Below are 15,448 nucleotides of genomic sequence, written 5' to 3' on the forward strand. Positions count from 1 at the left end.
GCGAAGGGCGTGAACCGTTCAGTGCCACGGGTCCGGACGCTGCGCGATGTCCGCGTCAAGCGCCTCGTTGCGGCGGTGGAACTGCACCATGCAGATCACAAACCGCACCGCGTGCCAGCCCAACGCCAGCAATGCCGCCGCCCGCCAGCCAGACGCAAGCGGCCAGCCCAGCTCCAGGCGCTGCGACACCGGCATCCAGGCGGCGCCGAAGACCAGCACGCACAACAGCAGGCCCAGCCACGCCAGTTGCCAGAACCCTCCCGTGGGCGGATAGCGCCGTCGGTCGCTGGCCAGGCACCACGCCGTGCCAGCGCCCAGCACTGCGCCGTCACAGGCGCGCACATCCAGCAGCATCGAGCGCCCGCGGGAGAATGCCGCAGCGTGCTCCCAATTCTCTGGAAGCTGCACACGCCGGTCATTGCCCAGCAACCACACCCGTGATGTCTGGGCAGTACGCTGGTACGCGCGCAGGCGCCCGCGGACCTGCAGCACGCGCTGCGCTGTCGCAGGGCCGTTGCGGCGAGGGAAGCCCAGCCAGGCCGCAAGACCGGCGATGGCGAGCAACGGCATGGCGAGCAGGCCCGGGACGCCGGTGGCGGCCCACAGCGCCAGTGCGGCAATCAGCAGCGGGGACGGGCGCAGGCCGGGACCCCGTCGCATCGAGATTTCTTCGGGTGTCTCCAGGCGCTCGCCACAGACGCGGCTGGTGGCTGCATCGGGCCGTGCAGCAGCGATGGTGAAGCCATTGAGACGCACCACCATGGCCACGTGATCACCCAGTACCACGTCAGCTTCATTGTCTTCCGAGAGGTAGGGCCATGCCTGTCTTGGCACCAGCACGGGAATGCCACCCAGGAAGCCGTCACCGACCGGGAAGCTGTTCCGCCACGCCCCACCGGTGAAGGCGCCATGCAGCCGCTTTACCTGGTCGTCGTGGTCGCAGCCGGTCAACGCGCGCACCGGTGCCAGTGCCATGTGTTCGTCCGCGCCCAGCGTCCGCAGCGTGCTGCTCCGGCGCAGCGAGGCGATGCCGGCGCGGACACGCGATGTCCATTCGGCTGCGGTCGCGATGACCATCAGGCACACGACCGCCAGACCAACCAGTACTGCCGCGCGCGACATCAGCAGGCGACTGGCCGACGCGGCGGGCGTGTGGAGGGAGCTGTCATCAAGGAGGGCCTTACCGGGAAAATCGCAGGATGCCGTCCCCGCGCCCCGAGGGGAATGAAGTTCGTTGCAAACTTCGGCGCCCAGTCCGCGCAGCGATGATGCGTGACACACCCTGAATGCCCCCGCCGATGCCAACGAAATCTGAAGCCCGCATCCGTATCCTTGTTCACTGGACGCAACCAACAGGGCGGATGGCTGTGGCACGACGTGGAACGCAGGGAATACTGCTGGCCAGCCTGTTGCTGGCGGGCATCGCGCAGGCGCAGCAGGCAGCGCCGGTAGCGGTGTCCGATCCTGTGCCCGCTCCCCCTGCTGATGCCCCGGCAGCACCTACCGCACTGATCTCCACCACCCTGCCGCAGGACAATGTCACCACCCTGGGCGAAGTGCGTGCGCTCAAGCCCGACGACGAACCGCTGGACCTGTACCGCTTCAAGAATCCTGTGAAGTTCGGCGACAACCGCTTCAGCCGCGACTGGAGCGAACCGCCATCGCCGGAGCAGGTCAGCATGGGCGGTGGCTACATCATGATGGGCGTGGTCAAGGGGGTGATGGCGGCGGCCAAGGGGATCAACAAACTCACCGGCGGACCTGCGCAGATCCAGGCCGCCGTGGCGCGGCCACCGCCGGAGCTCAGTGCCGAACAGCAGCAGCGTGCGCTGCGGTTCTCCCAGAAGCAGGATGCCGGTGATGCACCGCCGGTGAAGTAGGCCGGTATATCCTGCCGGCTCCCCACCGGTAGGGCTGCCATGTTCCTGCGTTCGATCTGCCTGTTGGCCGCATTGCTGCCGGTCTCCGCCTTTGCGGATGGCATTGCCGATGATGGCGCCTGCCGCAATGGCGCGTTTCCCTCCGAACAGAGCCGGTTCGCCCTGGCACGGGTGATCGATGCGCCCCGTCTGTACCTGCTGGGTGACATGGACGGCTGCCCGGCGAAAGGCGAACCGGCCTGCCGCCAGCGCAGCTATGTGGTCAATGGCGATACCGTGGTGACCGGGCGTGATCTCGGCCACTACCGCTGCGCGTTCTTCCCGAACAAGGTGGGCGGCAGTGCCGGGTGGGTCGACCGCAGCAAGCTGCAGGCGTTGCCGGTGGTGGTGCCAGCGCTGCAGGATTGGGCGGGCGAGTGGAAGGATGGCGACAACGGCCTGAAGATCCGCGTGCAGGGCGGGCAACTGCATGTGGAGGGTGACGCCTATTGGCCCTCAGCCAACCCCACGCCGGAACAGCGTCCCTACGGGCCGAACATGGGCCAGGTGGAAGCGCGGGCGACGCCGCGTGGTGCTGATGTGGAATTCGTCGAGGACACCTGCAGGGTGCGAGTGCATTCGCTGGGTGAGGTACTGATCGTGGCCGACAACAGCGAATGCGGTGGCATGAACGTGCGTTTCAACGGTGTGTACCGGCGCGCGGGCAAGCGCTGACCCCGTGGAAAGGCGCCAACCAAGGTTGGCATCCATCAGGGCAACCGGCCAGTAGATCCACGCCATGCGTGGATGCTCTCCTCGGTCCAATCGATGCGGTCAGCGCCGTCGCTCCAGCCACCACAGCAGCGATGCGCACAACACGAACGCCAGCCACCACGGCCAGCGCGAGCCCGGCACGGGTTGCATCACCGACGCGTCTGCAGGCGTGCTGGCAGCCAACGCCTGCGTGGTCGCATCGATCATCGCCTGCCGATGCAGCGTCGGTGCATCCTTCGGGTCGAACACATAGCGCCAGACAACGCTGTCGCCATGCTGCAGGCGCTGCCAGCCTGCCTCACGGGGCCACCAGCCGGCGCAGCGCAGCGCCGATGTCGCGCCATCGACGATCAGGGGTACAGCGTCACCACGTTTGTTGAAGACCTGCAGCGGCGCTCGCACGCCACACAGCGCCTGCCGTTCGCCTGCCCAGCTGATCGGCTGCGGTGACCACAGCGCATCATCGCTGCTCTGTGCGCGCGCCAGCGTGGCCACCACGCTGCTCCAGAGTTCGCCATGGCGGTCATCGCGCCCGGCCAGCACCCAGCGCCAGCTGTCGGTCAGCGGCAGCAGGCCGATGCGGCCCCTGCCAACCGCGCGCCAGCCACCGATGGCATTGCCGGCACGATCGTGCAGCAGCGTGCTGCTGCCCGGCGCCTGCAGCGTCAGTGTCTCCAGCGCTGGCAGGGCGGCACCGTGCGAGCTGCGGTCGGCCTCTTCGCCGTAGCCGGTCGGCAACGTGCCAGCGGCGAGCGGGCCACGGCGTGCGGCGAGGATCGCGCTCTCGCCATCGCCGGGAAGTTCGAGGGTGCGGCTGCTGCCATCGCCCTGCACGGGCAGGCCCAGATCGCGGAGACGCTGGCGCGCACTGCCCGAAGGTGCGCCCGCGCTGCGGACCAGCACGCCCAGTCCATCGCGCAGCGCCTGGCGCACGGCGGCCAGCTGGCCCGCACTCAATGCTGCCAGGCTGCGTTCGTCCAGCAGCAGCAGATCGCTGCGCGTGAGTGATGCTGCATCGATAGACACCGCGCCATCGCCGACACTGAGTCCGGCCCCGGTATCCGCCTGCGCCTGCACACGGATGCCGGCATCGGCCGCCCAGCGGCGCAGGTACTTCAACTCTGGGCCTGGCGCACTGGCGCGTACCAAAAGGCGCGACGGTGCGGCCGGCAGGGTCTGCTGCGGCACCGGGACGCTGTCCAGCACATGGCCGTCGGCATCGAGCAGGCGCAGCTTGAACACGCTGCGGCCTTCGGCGCGGGCGATGCCGCTCAGCTGCACGCGGCCGTCGTCGGCAACGTCCGTGCGATCGACCACGCTGTCGGCCGGGTCGAGCAGTTCTGCTTTCGCCTTTGCCGCGCCACGCGCCTGGGCCAGTACTTCGAAGCGTGCACCGGGGGCCACATCGGCCGGTGGTTGCAGCGCGATCCAGCCGCGCGTCTCAGGTGCGGCCTGCCAACGTACATCCAGCGGCAGCACCGCGTCGCGGTCCCGTGCGGCCAGGCCCGCACCGACCAGCGTCAGCGTGGAGGCTGGATGCTGGCGCAGCGCGGTGGCCAGATCGGGAACGCGCTGTGCGCTGGGCACATCGGCAGCTTCGGGCAACAGCAACAGTGGGCCTTCGCTGGCTGGCAGTGCACCCGCCTTGTCGGCCTCGGCGCCGAGCACGACCAGGCCAGCGGCGGATCGCTGATGCGTCGGAGGTACCAGGCAGAAATACAGCAGCATGGCAGCGGCGATCTGCAGCGCGATGCCGATCCAGCGGCGGCCTGGGTGCGTTTTGCTTCCGCGTAGCTGGCGCACGCTGGCGATGACCACTACCACAGCAAGTGCCAGCGCAATCCACAGGTTCGGGCTGGAGGGGGTCATGGCTGCGCCTCCAGCGCATCGAGGTAGCGCTGGCCCATCGCATCGGCCGCACTGCGCCGCATCGCCTGCGGCAGCGGACGTTGCAGCGCCCGCCACAGCTGTGCGCGCAGGCGCAGGCGGCAGTCGTGGCAACCGGGCTCGATGCGCAGCTGCTCGATGGCGGCGGCCAGATCCAGTGCATCGGGCAGGTAGGCGGCGTTGCGTTGCTGCCAGGTCGCGAGCGCATCGAGATCCGGTGCGCCGTTGTCATCGCCGAGGCGTTGCCAGGCTTCAACAATGGCCGGATCCGGCGGCGTGCGCGCGGCCAACGGCAGTTCACGACTGGCCAGTCCGGCGCGATCACCGCTGAGGCGACGGCCTTCATCGATCGGTGGCAACTCCGGCCCGACCCGGGCCAGATAAATGCGTTCGGCCTGCTGTACCTGCTTGATGAAGCCCAGCGCCTTGTAGGCGAAGGGCAATGCCTGTTCCGGACGCCCCTGGCGCAGCTCGCCTTCGGCCGACCACATCTGGTCCAGCGCGGCCTTCAACGTGGCGCGGGTCTGCGGATCGAGCAGGGTCGCCGCTTCGGCGTGGTCATGGGTGTGGCCATACTCGGAGAGCACGTCGGTGTCGCTGCCGAATACCGGTGGCGTATCGGCATTGGCCGGCTTGCCGCCGTGATCATGGCCATGCGCATCGTGCGCGCCGGCATCGGCGCCATGGTCGTGGTCGTGATCGTGATCGTGATCGTCGGCGGCCGGCGTATCGCTGGTGGGCAGGTCGCTGGTCGGCGGTCGCTTCGGCGCACCCTCGCTTTCCTCGCCCAGGAACTGGCCGTAGCGCAGGCGCAGGATGCGCTGGTCGACACCGATCGCATCGCTGCGCTTCACGAAGTCCTCGGCGGCCAGGCCGCGTCGCTGCCGGATCAGGGCTTCGGCATCGATGATGATCTGCCGCTGGCTACGGAAGTACGCAGGCAGGGTCTTCTTGATGCGGCCCTCAAGCTCTGCACCAAGCGCGACTTCGGCGCTGGGCAGGCGCAGGATCACGCTGCTGCTGCGCCCGGTCTGCGGCGTGGGTGCATGGTTGTCGCGCACTTCCAACTGGGCGATCACATCGTTGCCGGGCTGCGCGCCCAGCGCAGCCAGATCCAGGGTATGGGTGAAACGTCGCGCGGTGGCTTCGCCGCTGCCGGCAAGCGTGATGCTGCGCTTCACGAAGGTGATGTTCTCCCCGCTGCCCTGGGTGGTGGTGATCGACAGCGTTGCCTGCGCCGCGACACCGTAATCGTCGCTGGCCTCGAAGCGCAGTGCCCACTGTCGTTGCCCCGGCGTGCCCAGCACCAGGCTGGCCGTGGGCTCCAGTACGCGCACGCTGGGTGCGCGGTCGGCCACCACATCCAGCCGATGCAGGCGGGTCTCTGCCAGTGCCGGTTCGCTCACCACGCGGTACAGCACCGGCGCGCGTGCCACATCCTGCGCCTGCCACTGTCCTTCGTGCTCGCTCAGCGGCAACCGGCGACCATCGTGGAACTGCAGCCATGCCTTGTCCGGTGCACGGTCGAAGCGCAGCGACCAGGACAGCCGGCTGTCGGCGGCGACCTTGGCGTCCAGCGCATTCTGGGTAAGCGTGGCCTGGCCGGTATAGGCCGGCGCGTCGATGCGCAGGCGGGTGGACTGCAGGTGCAGTGGGCCCGCGGCGGCCGTGCTGCCAGGTGCCGCCGTACGGGCTGGCGCGGAGAGGGGGCTGGAACGTGGCCAGCCGACTGCCAGTACAACGATGGCCAGGCCTGCGATCCAGCACAACGCCAATGCCCCACGCGGCCAGCGTGGACGCAGCTCCGGCATCGCGCGTTCCAGCGTGGCCAGCACATGCGCACGCTGGCGCTGCTGCAGCGGATTGAGTGTGGCGGCGTCGGCGAACAGCAGGTCGGCGCTGTCCTCGCTGGCACCGCTGCCATCGAGCTGGCGCTGCAGCCATTGCCGGTCCAGCTGGCGGGCACGTGCCGTGGCGAAGGCCGCGCAGGCGAGCAGACTGACCGTGCCAACCACGCAGGCGACATCGAAGCCCGCCAGGCGCAGCGCCAGTACCGTTGCGGCCAGCGCCCACGGCAGGCCCAGCAGAAGGGTGATGAGCGCACGGCGGCGGCGCGCACGTTGCCAGGCGTGTTGCAGGGCATTCATGCGCCCACCCTGCGCCGGGCGCTGCTGGCCATCCAGCGTTCCAGCGCGAACAGCAGCACGATGGCCAGCAGCAGCCAAGGCGTCGGCTCTCGCAGCGGCGGTATTGAAGCAGGCAATGCGGCCCGGTGCGGTGCGTGGTCACGTGCATCGCCCAGGCGCGGGGCTGTGGGCGGCTGCAGCGCCAGCAGCAGGGCACGTGGCAGGCGCGGATCTCGCAGCGCGGCGTTGCTGGCGGTATTCCAGTCGCCCGGCAGCGACAGCAGATAGCCGTGGCCGATGCGTTGCTGCCACAGCAGCGGTACGCCCTCGGCGTCGCGCAGCAGGACGCTGGCGCTGGCAGCAGGCTTGCCGGCGGTCACTACATGACCGCCGTCGCGCAGCCACGCCTGCCAGTTCGCCGGCAGTGCATCGCTGCGGCTCCACACGCCGATCTCGCCGCGTTCGGGCAGGGCATCCGCCGACAGCGGAGCGAGCGGTGCCTGCACGCCCCACGCGCGCTGCAGTGCGTTCAACCAGTGCTGGGCAGTGGCGGATGCCTCGCCGTGCACGCGCAGCTGCGGCAGTGCCGCTGCAGTCTGCGGCGGTGTGAACGGCATCGGCTGCGTGTGCCATTGCACATCGCGCGACAGCTGCAGGCGGGCGCCATCCAGGCCGGGCAGGGGATCGGGAACGTGCACGGTCAACGCGGTGCCCGCGGGCAGCTGCGCGTCCAGTTCGCGCAACAGGCTGGGCAGGGATGCGCTGGATGCCGGTGGTGCGTGATCGATGGCAGGGAAGCCGGGTGCCAGCCAGTGCCAGTTGCCATCCTTGGCCGTTCCACGCAGTGCCGTAGCATCCAGTTCCGGCGCTACCACGGTCCATGCAGCGGGGGGCGCCACCGGGCCGGTCAGCGCGGGCCGCGCCAGCAACAGCGCCAAGGCTACCAGTAGTAACAGCCGCACCAGCAGCAACGGCCAGTCATTGAAGCGGATGCGCTGGCGCGGCCGGATCTGTGCACGCAGCCAGCGCAGCGCGGCGAAATCCAGCGGCGTATACGGATGGCGCCGGGCCAGATGAATCAACAACGGCAACAGCCCTGCGGCGAGCGCGGCCAGGCCCAACGGGAACAGCAGGATCATGCACCGCCCCCACGCCCGAACAGCGCCTGCAGTGGTTGATCCAGCGGCTGGTCGAGCCAGCCGGTGGCACTGGCGATGCCGCTGGCCTGCAGGCGCGACTGCAACGCGCTGCGTGCGTCGGCGAAGCGCTGCAGGTAGTCAGCGCGGATCGCCGCACCATCGCCCAGCAGTTCCTCGCCGGTTTCCGGGTCGCGGAAGCGATGGCCGGCATCGAACGGGAAGTCGCGCTCGTCGGCGGTGAGGATCTGCAACAGTGCCACTTCGCGGCGTGCGCCGGCCAGCTGTTCCAGCAACACGATGCCGGCGTCGTCGAAGCCGTCGCCGATCGCCAGCAGCAGATCCCCCGGGCGAACGCGCTCCCACAGCGGCCGAAGGCGATCAGCAGCAGGCCAGGCGCCGCGCGCCTGCAGGGCATGCAGCTGCAGGTGCACGCGATCCCGCTGGCGTGCGCCGTTCGCCGCGGGCACAAGTTGCAGTCCATCGCCATTGATTGCCAGCAGGCCAAAGCGGTCGCCCTGTTGCAGGGCCAGTTCAACCGCGCAGGCGGCCACCCCGCGCATGTGGTCCAGGCGCGTGCGCCGCGGTGCCGCGCGATCCACCTGGTTGGCCGAAGCGGTGGCGTCGAGCAGCAGCCAGACCGTGATCGGGCTTTCGCGTTCGGATTCGCGCACGAAGAAGCGGTCCGAGCGGGCATACAGCTTCCAGTCGATCTGGCGCAGTTCGTCCCCGGGCTCGTAGGCTCGGTACTGGGCGAATTCGAGACCGGCACCGCGGCTGCGGCTGGCGTGCTGGCCAATGCCGCTCGCCCCGCTGGCCAGGCGCGGCCGCAACCGCAGCATGCGCAGGCGCGCACGCAGTTCCGGTGGCAACGTCAGCGGGGTACCGGCGTTCACGCGAGGATCAACCCGGGAACGGCACGGCCTGCAGCAGCGCAGCGACCACGTCGTCGGCACGCTTCTGCTCGGCCTCGGCGGCGAACGACAGCAGCAGGCGATGGCGCATCACCGGCGCGGCAAGCGCCTGCACATCCTCGCGGGTGGCGGCGAACCGGCCCTGCAGCAGTGCGCGTGCTTTCGCCGCCAGCACCAGCGATTGCCCGGCGCGCGGGCCGGCGCCCCACTTCACCCATTGGTTGATGGCCGCCGGTGCGCCGTCGCCGGGGCGGCTGGCGCGCACCAGGCGGGTGATCCAGGCCAGCACATCAGGGCTGACATGCACCTGGCGTACCGCAGCCTGCAGCGCGATCACCGCCTCGGCGTCCATCACCTTCGGTACCGCGTCGGTGGTGCCGCCGGTAGTCTGTTCCAGGATCTGCCGTTCTTCGTCTTCGCTGGGGTAATCCACCAGAACGTGCAGCAGAAAACGATCCAGCTGTGCTTCCGGCAGCGGGTAGGTGCCGGCCTGCTCGATCGGGTTCTGCGTGGCCAGCACGAAGAACGGCGCGGGCAATGCGTAGGTGGTGCCGGCGTAGCTGACCGTGCGTTCCTGCATGGCTTCCAGTAGTGCGGCCTGGGTCTTGGGCGGGGTACGGTTGAGCTCGTCGGCCAGTAGCAGGTTGGTGAAGATGGGGCCCTGCTGGAAGCGGAAATGGCGATGGCCCGTACCGTGGTCTTCCTCCAGCAGCTCGGTGCCGAGGATGTCGCTGGGCATCAGATCCGGGGTGAACTGCACGCGCCGGAACTGCAGCTCCAGTGCCTGGCCGAGCGAGCGCACCAGCAGGGTCTTGCCGAGCCCGGGCGCACCTTCCAGCAGGCAGTGGCCGCCGGCCAGCAGGCCGATCAGCAGCTGCTCGACCACGGTGTTCTGGCCCACCACGGCGCGTGCGAGCGCAGCGCGCAGATCGTGCAGGCGCGGCAGCAGGGAATCGAGGTCGGGGGAGGTCATGGGCGTGCAGGTCCTATCAATTGTTCAACGCGTACATCACGATGTTGACGCCGAAGCGGGTGTTGTCCTCGGCCAGGAAGCGCTTGTTGCGCCAGTCGTAGTCCCACTCGCAGCCATAGTCCTTGTTGCTGTAGAGCAGGCCCAGGCGGCCGTCGACCTCGATGCCCTTCAGGTAGTCGTGCACCAGGTCGTCGCCCCAGCCGTTGAGCTCGAAGCTGGTGGCGGGCGGGCCGTCGGGGAAACGGAAGAAACTGCGGTACAGCGGGTGGCTGTTGGGCAGTTTCTGCAGTGCTTTGGGACCAAACAGGCGACCCATCTGCGCTTCGAACGAGGTGGCGAACAGGCCGTCGATATCGTGGTTGCAGTCGTCGACGAAGACGAAGCCGCCATTACGCACATAGCGCACGAAGTTCTGTCGCTCGGCGGCGTTGAACTCCACCAGCGTGTGCCCGGCCAGGTAGCAGAACGGCGCTTCCAGCATGCGCGGGTCGGCCAGCGCTACCACGTGTTCCTGCGGGTCCACGCGCAGCGAGGTGTAGTCGATCAGCGAGGTGATCAGGTTGGACGGCATGCGCGCGTCCACGTCCCAGTCGCCGGAGTCGTACTGCAGGCGGGTGAACCAGAAGTCGTAGCGCGAACTGCGCGGGCCTGCCTGCGCGAAGGCCGACAGCGCCGCCGCCGAAGCGGCAGCGGCCAACCAGCGCAGGCAGGCCCGGCGATCCATCAGACCGCGTCGGACAGCGAGGTGAAGGTGAAATCGCGCAGCTTCATCGGCGGGATCATCATCACGTAGCTGGATTCATCACCGGCCACGCGCACCGGCTTGCCCAGCTCTTCGATGTTGTTGAGCATGATCACCGGCGATTCGTTGAAGCGGAAGTTCTTCACCGGGTGCTTGATCTGGCCGTTCTCGATGTAGAAGGTGCCGTCGCGGGTGAGGCCGGTCAGCAGCACGGTCTGCGGATCGACCATGCGGATGTACCAGGTACGGGTGACCAGGATGCCCTTCTGGGTGCCGCGCACCAGTTCGGCGGTGCTCTTGTCGCCACCGCTCATCAGCAGGTTGCCCGGTGTTGCCTTGGCGGTCTTGCCCTGCTTCTGCGCCCAGAAGCGCGAGTAGTCCAGGTTGGCGATCTTGCCGTTCTCGATGATGGGCATGCGCTCGCGCGGCATGCCTTCGCCATCCCACGGCAGCACCGGTGCGTCCGGATGCCACGGGTCGGCGATCATGGTCACGCGCGGGTCGTAGACCTGCTCGCCCAGCTTGTTGCCACCGCCCTTCTTCGACAGGAAGCTGCGGCCTTCATCGGCCGAGCGTGCGCTGAAGAAGTTCATCATGAAGCTGATCAGGCCGGCGGCCGCGGCGGGCTCCAGGATCACCGTGTACTTGCCCGGTTCCAGCGCCTTGGCTTCGGCCGATTCGGTGGCCTTGCGCATGGCGATGCGGATGTCCTGGTCGGCCTTGAAGTCCGCCGCATCCTTCAGGTTGCGGCCGACCCAGCCCGAACCACGGCCATCTTCGGTACGCACGGTGCAGGTGTAATCGAAGTTGGTGGTGCGCTGGTAGGCGAAGTTGCCGTTGCTGTTGGCGGTGGCCTGGAAGCCCTGGCCGTCTTCGAGGAAGCCGGCGGCGATCAGGCCGTGGCCACGGCAAGGAGCGATCGAATCGGCGGCGACCTTGGCGCGGAAGGCCGGATCGATGGCAGCGGTGGACTCGCTGAACGTCGGGCTGGCGCGGTAGCTCTGCTTGCCGATGGCCGGCATGAACTCCGGGTTCTCCGGCGCCAGCCGGGCCAGGTCCTCGGCACGGCGCACCACGCGTTCCAGCGCGGCGTCGTCGAACTCGTTGATCGAGGCCGTGCCGACGCGCTTGCCGAAGGCGACGGTGACCGCCAGCTCGGTGTTGTCGACGATGCCACTGGTGGAGACATTGTTCAGCGCGAAACGAATGTTGCCGCTGATCGCGCCGGCCAGCACGGCGGTGCACTCGTCGGCCTTGGACAGGGCGATGACCTTGTCGAGGATGGCCTTGGCCTGGGCTTCGGTGAAGATACTCATGGTGTAAGGGCTCCTGACCGGTCAGCCGAGGCTGCGTGCGGTGTTGATGACGTTGATGCCGTTGAAGCGCGCGGTGGACGAACCGTGCGAGACCGCCGAGACCTGGCCCGGCTGGCCCTTGCCGTCGAAGAACGAACCGCCCAGGCGGTAGTCACGCTCGTCGGCCACGGCGGTGCAGGCATTCCAGAACTCCGGCGTGCGGATCTGGTAGGCCACGTCTTCCAGCATGCGGGTGATCTGGCCGTTCTTGATCTCGTAGAACAGCTGGCCGCCGAACTGCGCGTTGTAGCGCTGCTGGTCGATCGAGAACGAACCATCACCGATGATGTAGATGCCGTTCTCCACGTCCTTGATCAGGTCCGGCACGCTCAGCGGCTTCTTGCCCGGTGCCATCGACACGTTGGCCATGCGCTGGAACTGCACGCTGGACCACGAGTCGGCGTAGCAGCAGCCGTCGGACTCGGTCTTGCCGAGGATGTGCGCCTGGTCGCGGATGGTCTGGTAATCCACCAGCTTGCCATTGCTGATCAGGTCCCAGCGCTTGCACTTCACGCCTTCATCGTCGTACGCCACCGCGCCGAGGCTGCCCGGCTGGGTCTTGTCGGCGAAGATGTTGACCAACTCGCTGCCGTACTGGAAATGCTGTTCGCGCTTGTCCAGGGTGGCGAAGCTGGTACCGGCATAGTTGGCTTCGTAACCGAGCACACGGTCCAGCTCCAGCGGGTGGCCGATCGACTCATGGATGGTCAGCCAGGTGTGCGACGGGTCGAGCACCAGATCGTACTTGCCCGGCTTCACCGACGGTGCCTTCAGCTTTTCTTGCGCCTGCTTGGCGGCGGCGATGGCGTCTTCCTTCATGTTGTAGGAAGAGCTGTAGTTGACCACGCCATTCGGGCTGACCACCCTGCCGGCAGCCGCACCGTCCAGATACTCGTAGCCCAGGCCCATCGGCGAGGACAGGCCTTCGCGGGTACGGAACTTGCCGCTGGACTTGTCGATGGCGGTGATCGTCATCGGGGCCCAGATGCGGTGCACGTCCTGGTCGATGTAGGAACCATCGGTGGAGGCGAAGTACTTCTGCTCGTTGACCAGGAACAGCATCGAGTTGACGAAGCTGGCACCGGCGCCCATCGCCGCGGCGTTGACGTCCAGCAGCAGGCCGACTTTGTCCTTGATCGGCACTTCCATCGCATTCTTGCGGATCGGCGTGCGCCAGCTCACCTCGCCCACGCCCGGCGCCTTGGCCAGCTGCACCGGTGCGGTCTGCACGCCGGCATTGGCCTTGGCAATCGCTGCAGCCTGCTGCGCGGCCTTGGCCACATCGGCCGTACCCAGCGCATTGGTGGCGGCGAAGCCCCAGGCGCCGTTGACAATCACGCGGATGCCCACACCAGTGGACTCGGTGTTCACCACGTTCTGCACCTTGTCTTCGCGGGTGATCACGAACTGGCGCAGGTAGCGGCCGATGCGCACATCGCAGTAGGTGGCACCGGCCGCGCGCGCGGCCTGCAGCGCAGCGTCGGCCAGGCGCTTCTTCAGGCCCAGGTCCAGCGTGCTCTGCAGCTGCTCGGCGGCAATTGCCTTGCCGAAGAAGGAGGGCACGATCAGCCCGCCCGCGGTAAGCCCGGTCAGGGCCAGGAAGTCACGTCTTTGCAAGGCTGCTCTCCATGTCGAAGGATGGGTGGCTCAAGCGCCGAGACTGCGCGCGGTGTTGATGATGTTGATGCCGTTGAAGCGGGTGGTGGACGAACCGTGCGAGACCGCCGAGACCTGGCCGGGCTGGCCCTTGCCGTCGAAGAACGAACCGCCCAGGCGGAAGTCACGCTCATCGCAGATGGCGGTGCAGGCATTCCAGAATTCGGGCGTGCGGATCTGGTAGGCCGCGTCCTCGACCATGCCGGCGATCTTTCCGTCCTTGATCTGGTAGTACAACTGGCCGCCGAACTGCGCGTTGTAGCGCTGCTGGTCGATCGAATACGAGCCCCGGCCGTGGATGTAGATGCCGTTCTCCACGTCCTTGATCATGTCCTCGACGCTGAGCGGCTGCTTGCCGGGCGCCAACGAGACATTGGCCATGCGCTGGAACTGCACGCTGGACCAGGAGTCGGCATAGCTGCAGCCGTGCGACGCATCGCGGCCGAGGATATGGGCTTCATCGCGGGTGGCCTGGTAGTCGACCAGGATGCCGTCGCGCACCAGGTCCCAGCGCTGCGTCTTCACCCCTTCGTCGTCGTAGCCGACCGCACCGAGGCTGCCCGGCTGGGTCTTGTCGGCGAAGAAGGTGACAATGTCGCTGCCCCAGCGGAAGCCGGCATCGCGCTTGTCCAGCGTGGCGAAGCTGGTGCCGGCGTAGTTGGCTTCGTAGCCGAGCACGCGGTCCAGCTCCAGCGGGTGGCCGACGTTCTCGTGGATGGTCAGGAACAGGTTGGACGGGTCCAGCACCAGGTCGTACTTGCCGGGCTTCACCGAGGGCGCCTTGAGCTTTTCGCGCGCGTGGCGGGCGGCGGCGATGGCGTCCTCGACCGGGTCGTAGGAATCGCGATAGGCAGTGATGCCACCGGGCAGCTGCACCTTGCCGCGCGCATCGCCATCGAGGAACTCATAGCCCATGCCCATCGGCGAGGACAGGCCGGCACGGGTGCGGAACTTGCCGCTGGCCTTGTCGATGGCAGTGGCGGTGAATGGCAGCCAGATGCGATGGATGTCCTGGTCGATGAAAGAACCGTCGCTGGAGGCGAAGTACTTCTGTTCGTTGACCAGGAACAGGGTGGAATTGATGTAGTCGGCGCCCGCATTCAGCGCGGCGGCGTTGAGCGCCAGCAGCAGCTCGACCTTGTCCTGGATCGGCACCGCCATGGCGTTCCTGCGGACCGGCGTCTGCCAGCGGACCTCACCCACCGATGGCGTCGGCGCCAGCTGCACCGGCCGGGTCTGGATGCTGGCGTTGGCGCGGGCGATTGCCGCCGCCTGCTCGACCGCGGCGCGCACGGCGGCCTCGGTCTGCTGATGGGTGGCAGCGAAGCCCCAGGCCCCGTTGGCGATTACCCGCACGCCCACGCCGGACGATTCGCGGTTGGTCACATTGCCGACCTGGTGCTCGCGGGTGATGACCGACTGGTTGAGATAGCGGCCAATGCGCACATCGCAGTAGCTGGCCTTGGCCGTGCGTGCGGCGGCGAGCGCTACGTCCGCCAGGCGTCTGCGCTGGGCGGTATCGACCGGGGCGAGCAGCTGCTCGGCGGCGATGGCACGGGAATGCGGCAGCAGCAGGCCCGCCAGGCCCAGACCGGAAAAAGCCAGGAACTCACGTCGTTGCACAGCGTTTCTCTCTCTCGCTTGCGTGCGGTTGGCAACGGGCCGGACCGATCACGTCAACTCCTCGACTTTCGCCAGCGCGGCGCGTCCGGGCAAGTGACTGCAGTCATGGTTGGTGGGGGTTTCGGCAGGGCTTGCAGCCCTGCACCTGCTTAATGCAACGGCAACGGCCAAAGCCAGAGCGGCATTCCCTGGGATGGCGGGGCGGTGTGGGTGGGCAGGACAGGCCGTGAACCCATCCATGGGGGCTCGATGGCGCCATCCATGGCGCCAACGGTCCTGTCCACCCACACCGGCCCACCTCTGACAGCTGGCCGGTGGCTGTTGGTGGGTGCCGACCGTTGGTCGGCACATCTGTCAGATATCGAATGAATTCATCCGTGCCGCCCCCCGGGCGGCCCCCACC

At 67.9% G+C, this 15,448-nt stretch carries 12 protein-coding genes; 2 read left to right on the forward strand and 10 right to left on the reverse strand.

What is annotated here, in order from left to right:
• Positions 1-18: 18 nt before the first annotated feature.
• A complete protein-coding gene (locus AC13FN_RS12130) occupies positions 19-1,077 on the reverse strand; it encodes a hypothetical protein (protein ID WP_281056014.1) in 1,059 nt (352 codons plus the stop codon).
• A 284-nt stretch (positions 1,078-1,361) separates the two neighbouring features.
• On the opposite strand from AC13FN_RS12130, the gene AC13FN_RS12135 reads away from it, so the two are divergent.
• Together AC13FN_RS12135 and AC13FN_RS12140 are read left to right on the forward strand one after the other, a co-directional pair.
• Positions 1,362-1,880, forward strand: coding sequence for a hypothetical protein (locus tag AC13FN_RS12135; protein ID WP_482984383.1), 519 nt, complete (start codon positions 1,362-1,364; stop codon positions 1,878-1,880).
• A gap of 39 nt (positions 1,881-1,919) precedes the next feature.
• Positions 1,920-2,594, forward strand: a complete 675-nt coding sequence (locus AC13FN_RS12140; RefSeq protein ID WP_049436208.1) for a hypothetical protein — start codon at positions 1,920-1,922, stop codon at positions 2,592-2,594.
• A gap of 99 nt (positions 2,595-2,693) precedes the next feature.
• On the opposite strand, the gene AC13FN_RS12145 is transcribed toward AC13FN_RS12140, so the two are convergent.
• From AC13FN_RS12145 to AC13FN_RS12185, 9 genes are read right to left on the reverse strand one after another with little or no spacing between them, the layout of a single operon-like run.
• The gene (locus AC13FN_RS12145; protein WP_482984382.1) at positions 2,694-4,502 is read right to left on the reverse strand and encodes a hypothetical protein; all 1,809 of its coding nucleotides are present in this window, start codon (positions 4,500-4,502) and stop codon (positions 2,694-2,696) included.
• A complete protein-coding gene (locus tag AC13FN_RS12150; RefSeq protein WP_482984381.1) occupies positions 4,499-6,667 on the reverse strand; it encodes a hypothetical protein in 2,169 nt (722 codons plus the stop codon). The genes AC13FN_RS12145 and AC13FN_RS12150 overlap by 4 nt, the downstream gene beginning before the upstream one ends.
• Positions 6,664-7,785 carry a BatA domain-containing protein gene (locus AC13FN_RS12155; protein ID WP_482984380.1) on the reverse strand — a complete coding sequence of 374 codons (1,122 nt, stop codon included), beginning with the start codon at positions 7,783-7,785 and terminating at the stop codon, positions 6,664-6,666. The genes AC13FN_RS12150 and AC13FN_RS12155 overlap by 4 nt, the downstream gene beginning before the upstream one ends.
• The gene (locus AC13FN_RS12160) at positions 7,782-8,678 is read right to left on the reverse strand and encodes a DUF58 domain-containing protein (RefSeq protein WP_054170662.1); all 897 of its coding nucleotides are present in this window, start codon (positions 8,676-8,678) and stop codon (positions 7,782-7,784) included. Before AC13FN_RS12160 ends, AC13FN_RS12155 begins: the two co-directional genes overlap by 4 nt.
• A gap of 7 nt (positions 8,679-8,685) precedes the next feature.
• Complete coding sequence (locus AC13FN_RS12165; RefSeq protein ID WP_043400821.1) at positions 8,686-9,669, reverse strand: AAA family ATPase; 984 nt, start codon at positions 9,667-9,669, stop codon at positions 8,686-8,688.
• 16 nt (positions 9,670-9,685) lie between these two features.
• Positions 9,686-10,393, reverse strand: coding sequence for a DUF4159 domain-containing protein (locus AC13FN_RS12170; RefSeq protein ID WP_482984379.1), 708 nt, complete (start codon positions 10,391-10,393; stop codon positions 9,686-9,688).
• Entirely contained in the window at positions 10,393-11,727 is a 1,335-nt protein-coding gene (locus AC13FN_RS12175) for a TldD/PmbA family protein (RefSeq protein ID WP_482984378.1), read from the reverse strand. Before AC13FN_RS12175 ends, AC13FN_RS12170 begins: the two co-directional genes overlap by 1 nt.
• Before the next feature lie 21 nt (positions 11,728-11,748).
• Entirely contained in the window at positions 11,749-13,383 is a 1,635-nt protein-coding gene (locus AC13FN_RS12180) for a TldD/PmbA family protein (protein ID WP_482984377.1), read from the reverse strand.
• 30 nt (positions 13,384-13,413) lie between these two features.
• The gene (locus tag AC13FN_RS12185) at positions 13,414-15,045 is read right to left on the reverse strand and encodes a TldD/PmbA family protein (protein WP_197578544.1); all 1,632 of its coding nucleotides are present in this window, start codon (positions 15,043-15,045) and stop codon (positions 13,414-13,416) included.
• Between the last annotated feature and the right edge of the window lie 403 nt (positions 15,046-15,448).

It is taken from the genome of Stenotrophomonas sp. 115C5 (genome assembly GCF_056861055.1).

What these genes read in the sequence shown, in the direction of transcription:
- AC13FN_RS12155 (WP_482984380.1), bottom strand. Translation starts at nt 7,785, where the DNA reads ATGATCCTGCTGTTCCCGTTGGGCCTGGCCGCGCTCGCCGCAGGGCTG.
- AC13FN_RS12145 (WP_482984382.1), bottom strand. Translation starts at nt 4,502, where the DNA reads ATGACCCCCTCCAGCCCGAACCTGTGGATTGCGCTGGCACTTGCTGTG.
- AC13FN_RS12140 (WP_049436208.1), top strand. Translation starts at nt 1,920, where the DNA reads ATGTTCCTGCGTTCGATCTGCCTGTTGGCCGCATTGCTGCCGGTCTCC.
- AC13FN_RS12135 (WP_482984383.1), top strand. Translation starts at nt 1,362, where the DNA reads ATGGCTGTGGCACGACGTGGAACGCAGGGAATACTGCTGGCCAGCCTG.
- AC13FN_RS12165 (WP_043400821.1), bottom strand. Translation starts at nt 9,669, where the DNA reads ATGACCTCCCCCGACCTCGATTCCCTGCTGCCGCGCCTGCACGATCTG.
- AC13FN_RS12130 (WP_281056014.1), bottom strand. Translation starts at nt 1,077, where the DNA reads ATGGTCATCGCGACCGCAGCCGAATGGACATCGCGTGTCCGCGCCGGC.
- AC13FN_RS12170 (WP_482984379.1), bottom strand. Translation starts at nt 10,393, where the DNA reads ATGGATCGCCGGGCCTGCCTGCGCTGGTTGGCCGCTGCCGCTTCGGCG.
- AC13FN_RS12175 (WP_482984378.1), bottom strand. Translation starts at nt 11,727, where the DNA reads ATGAGTATCTTCACCGAAGCCCAGGCCAAGGCCATCCTCGACAAGGTC.
- AC13FN_RS12150 (WP_482984381.1), bottom strand. Translation starts at nt 6,667, where the DNA reads ATGAATGCCCTGCAACACGCCTGGCAACGTGCGCGCCGCCGCCGTGCG.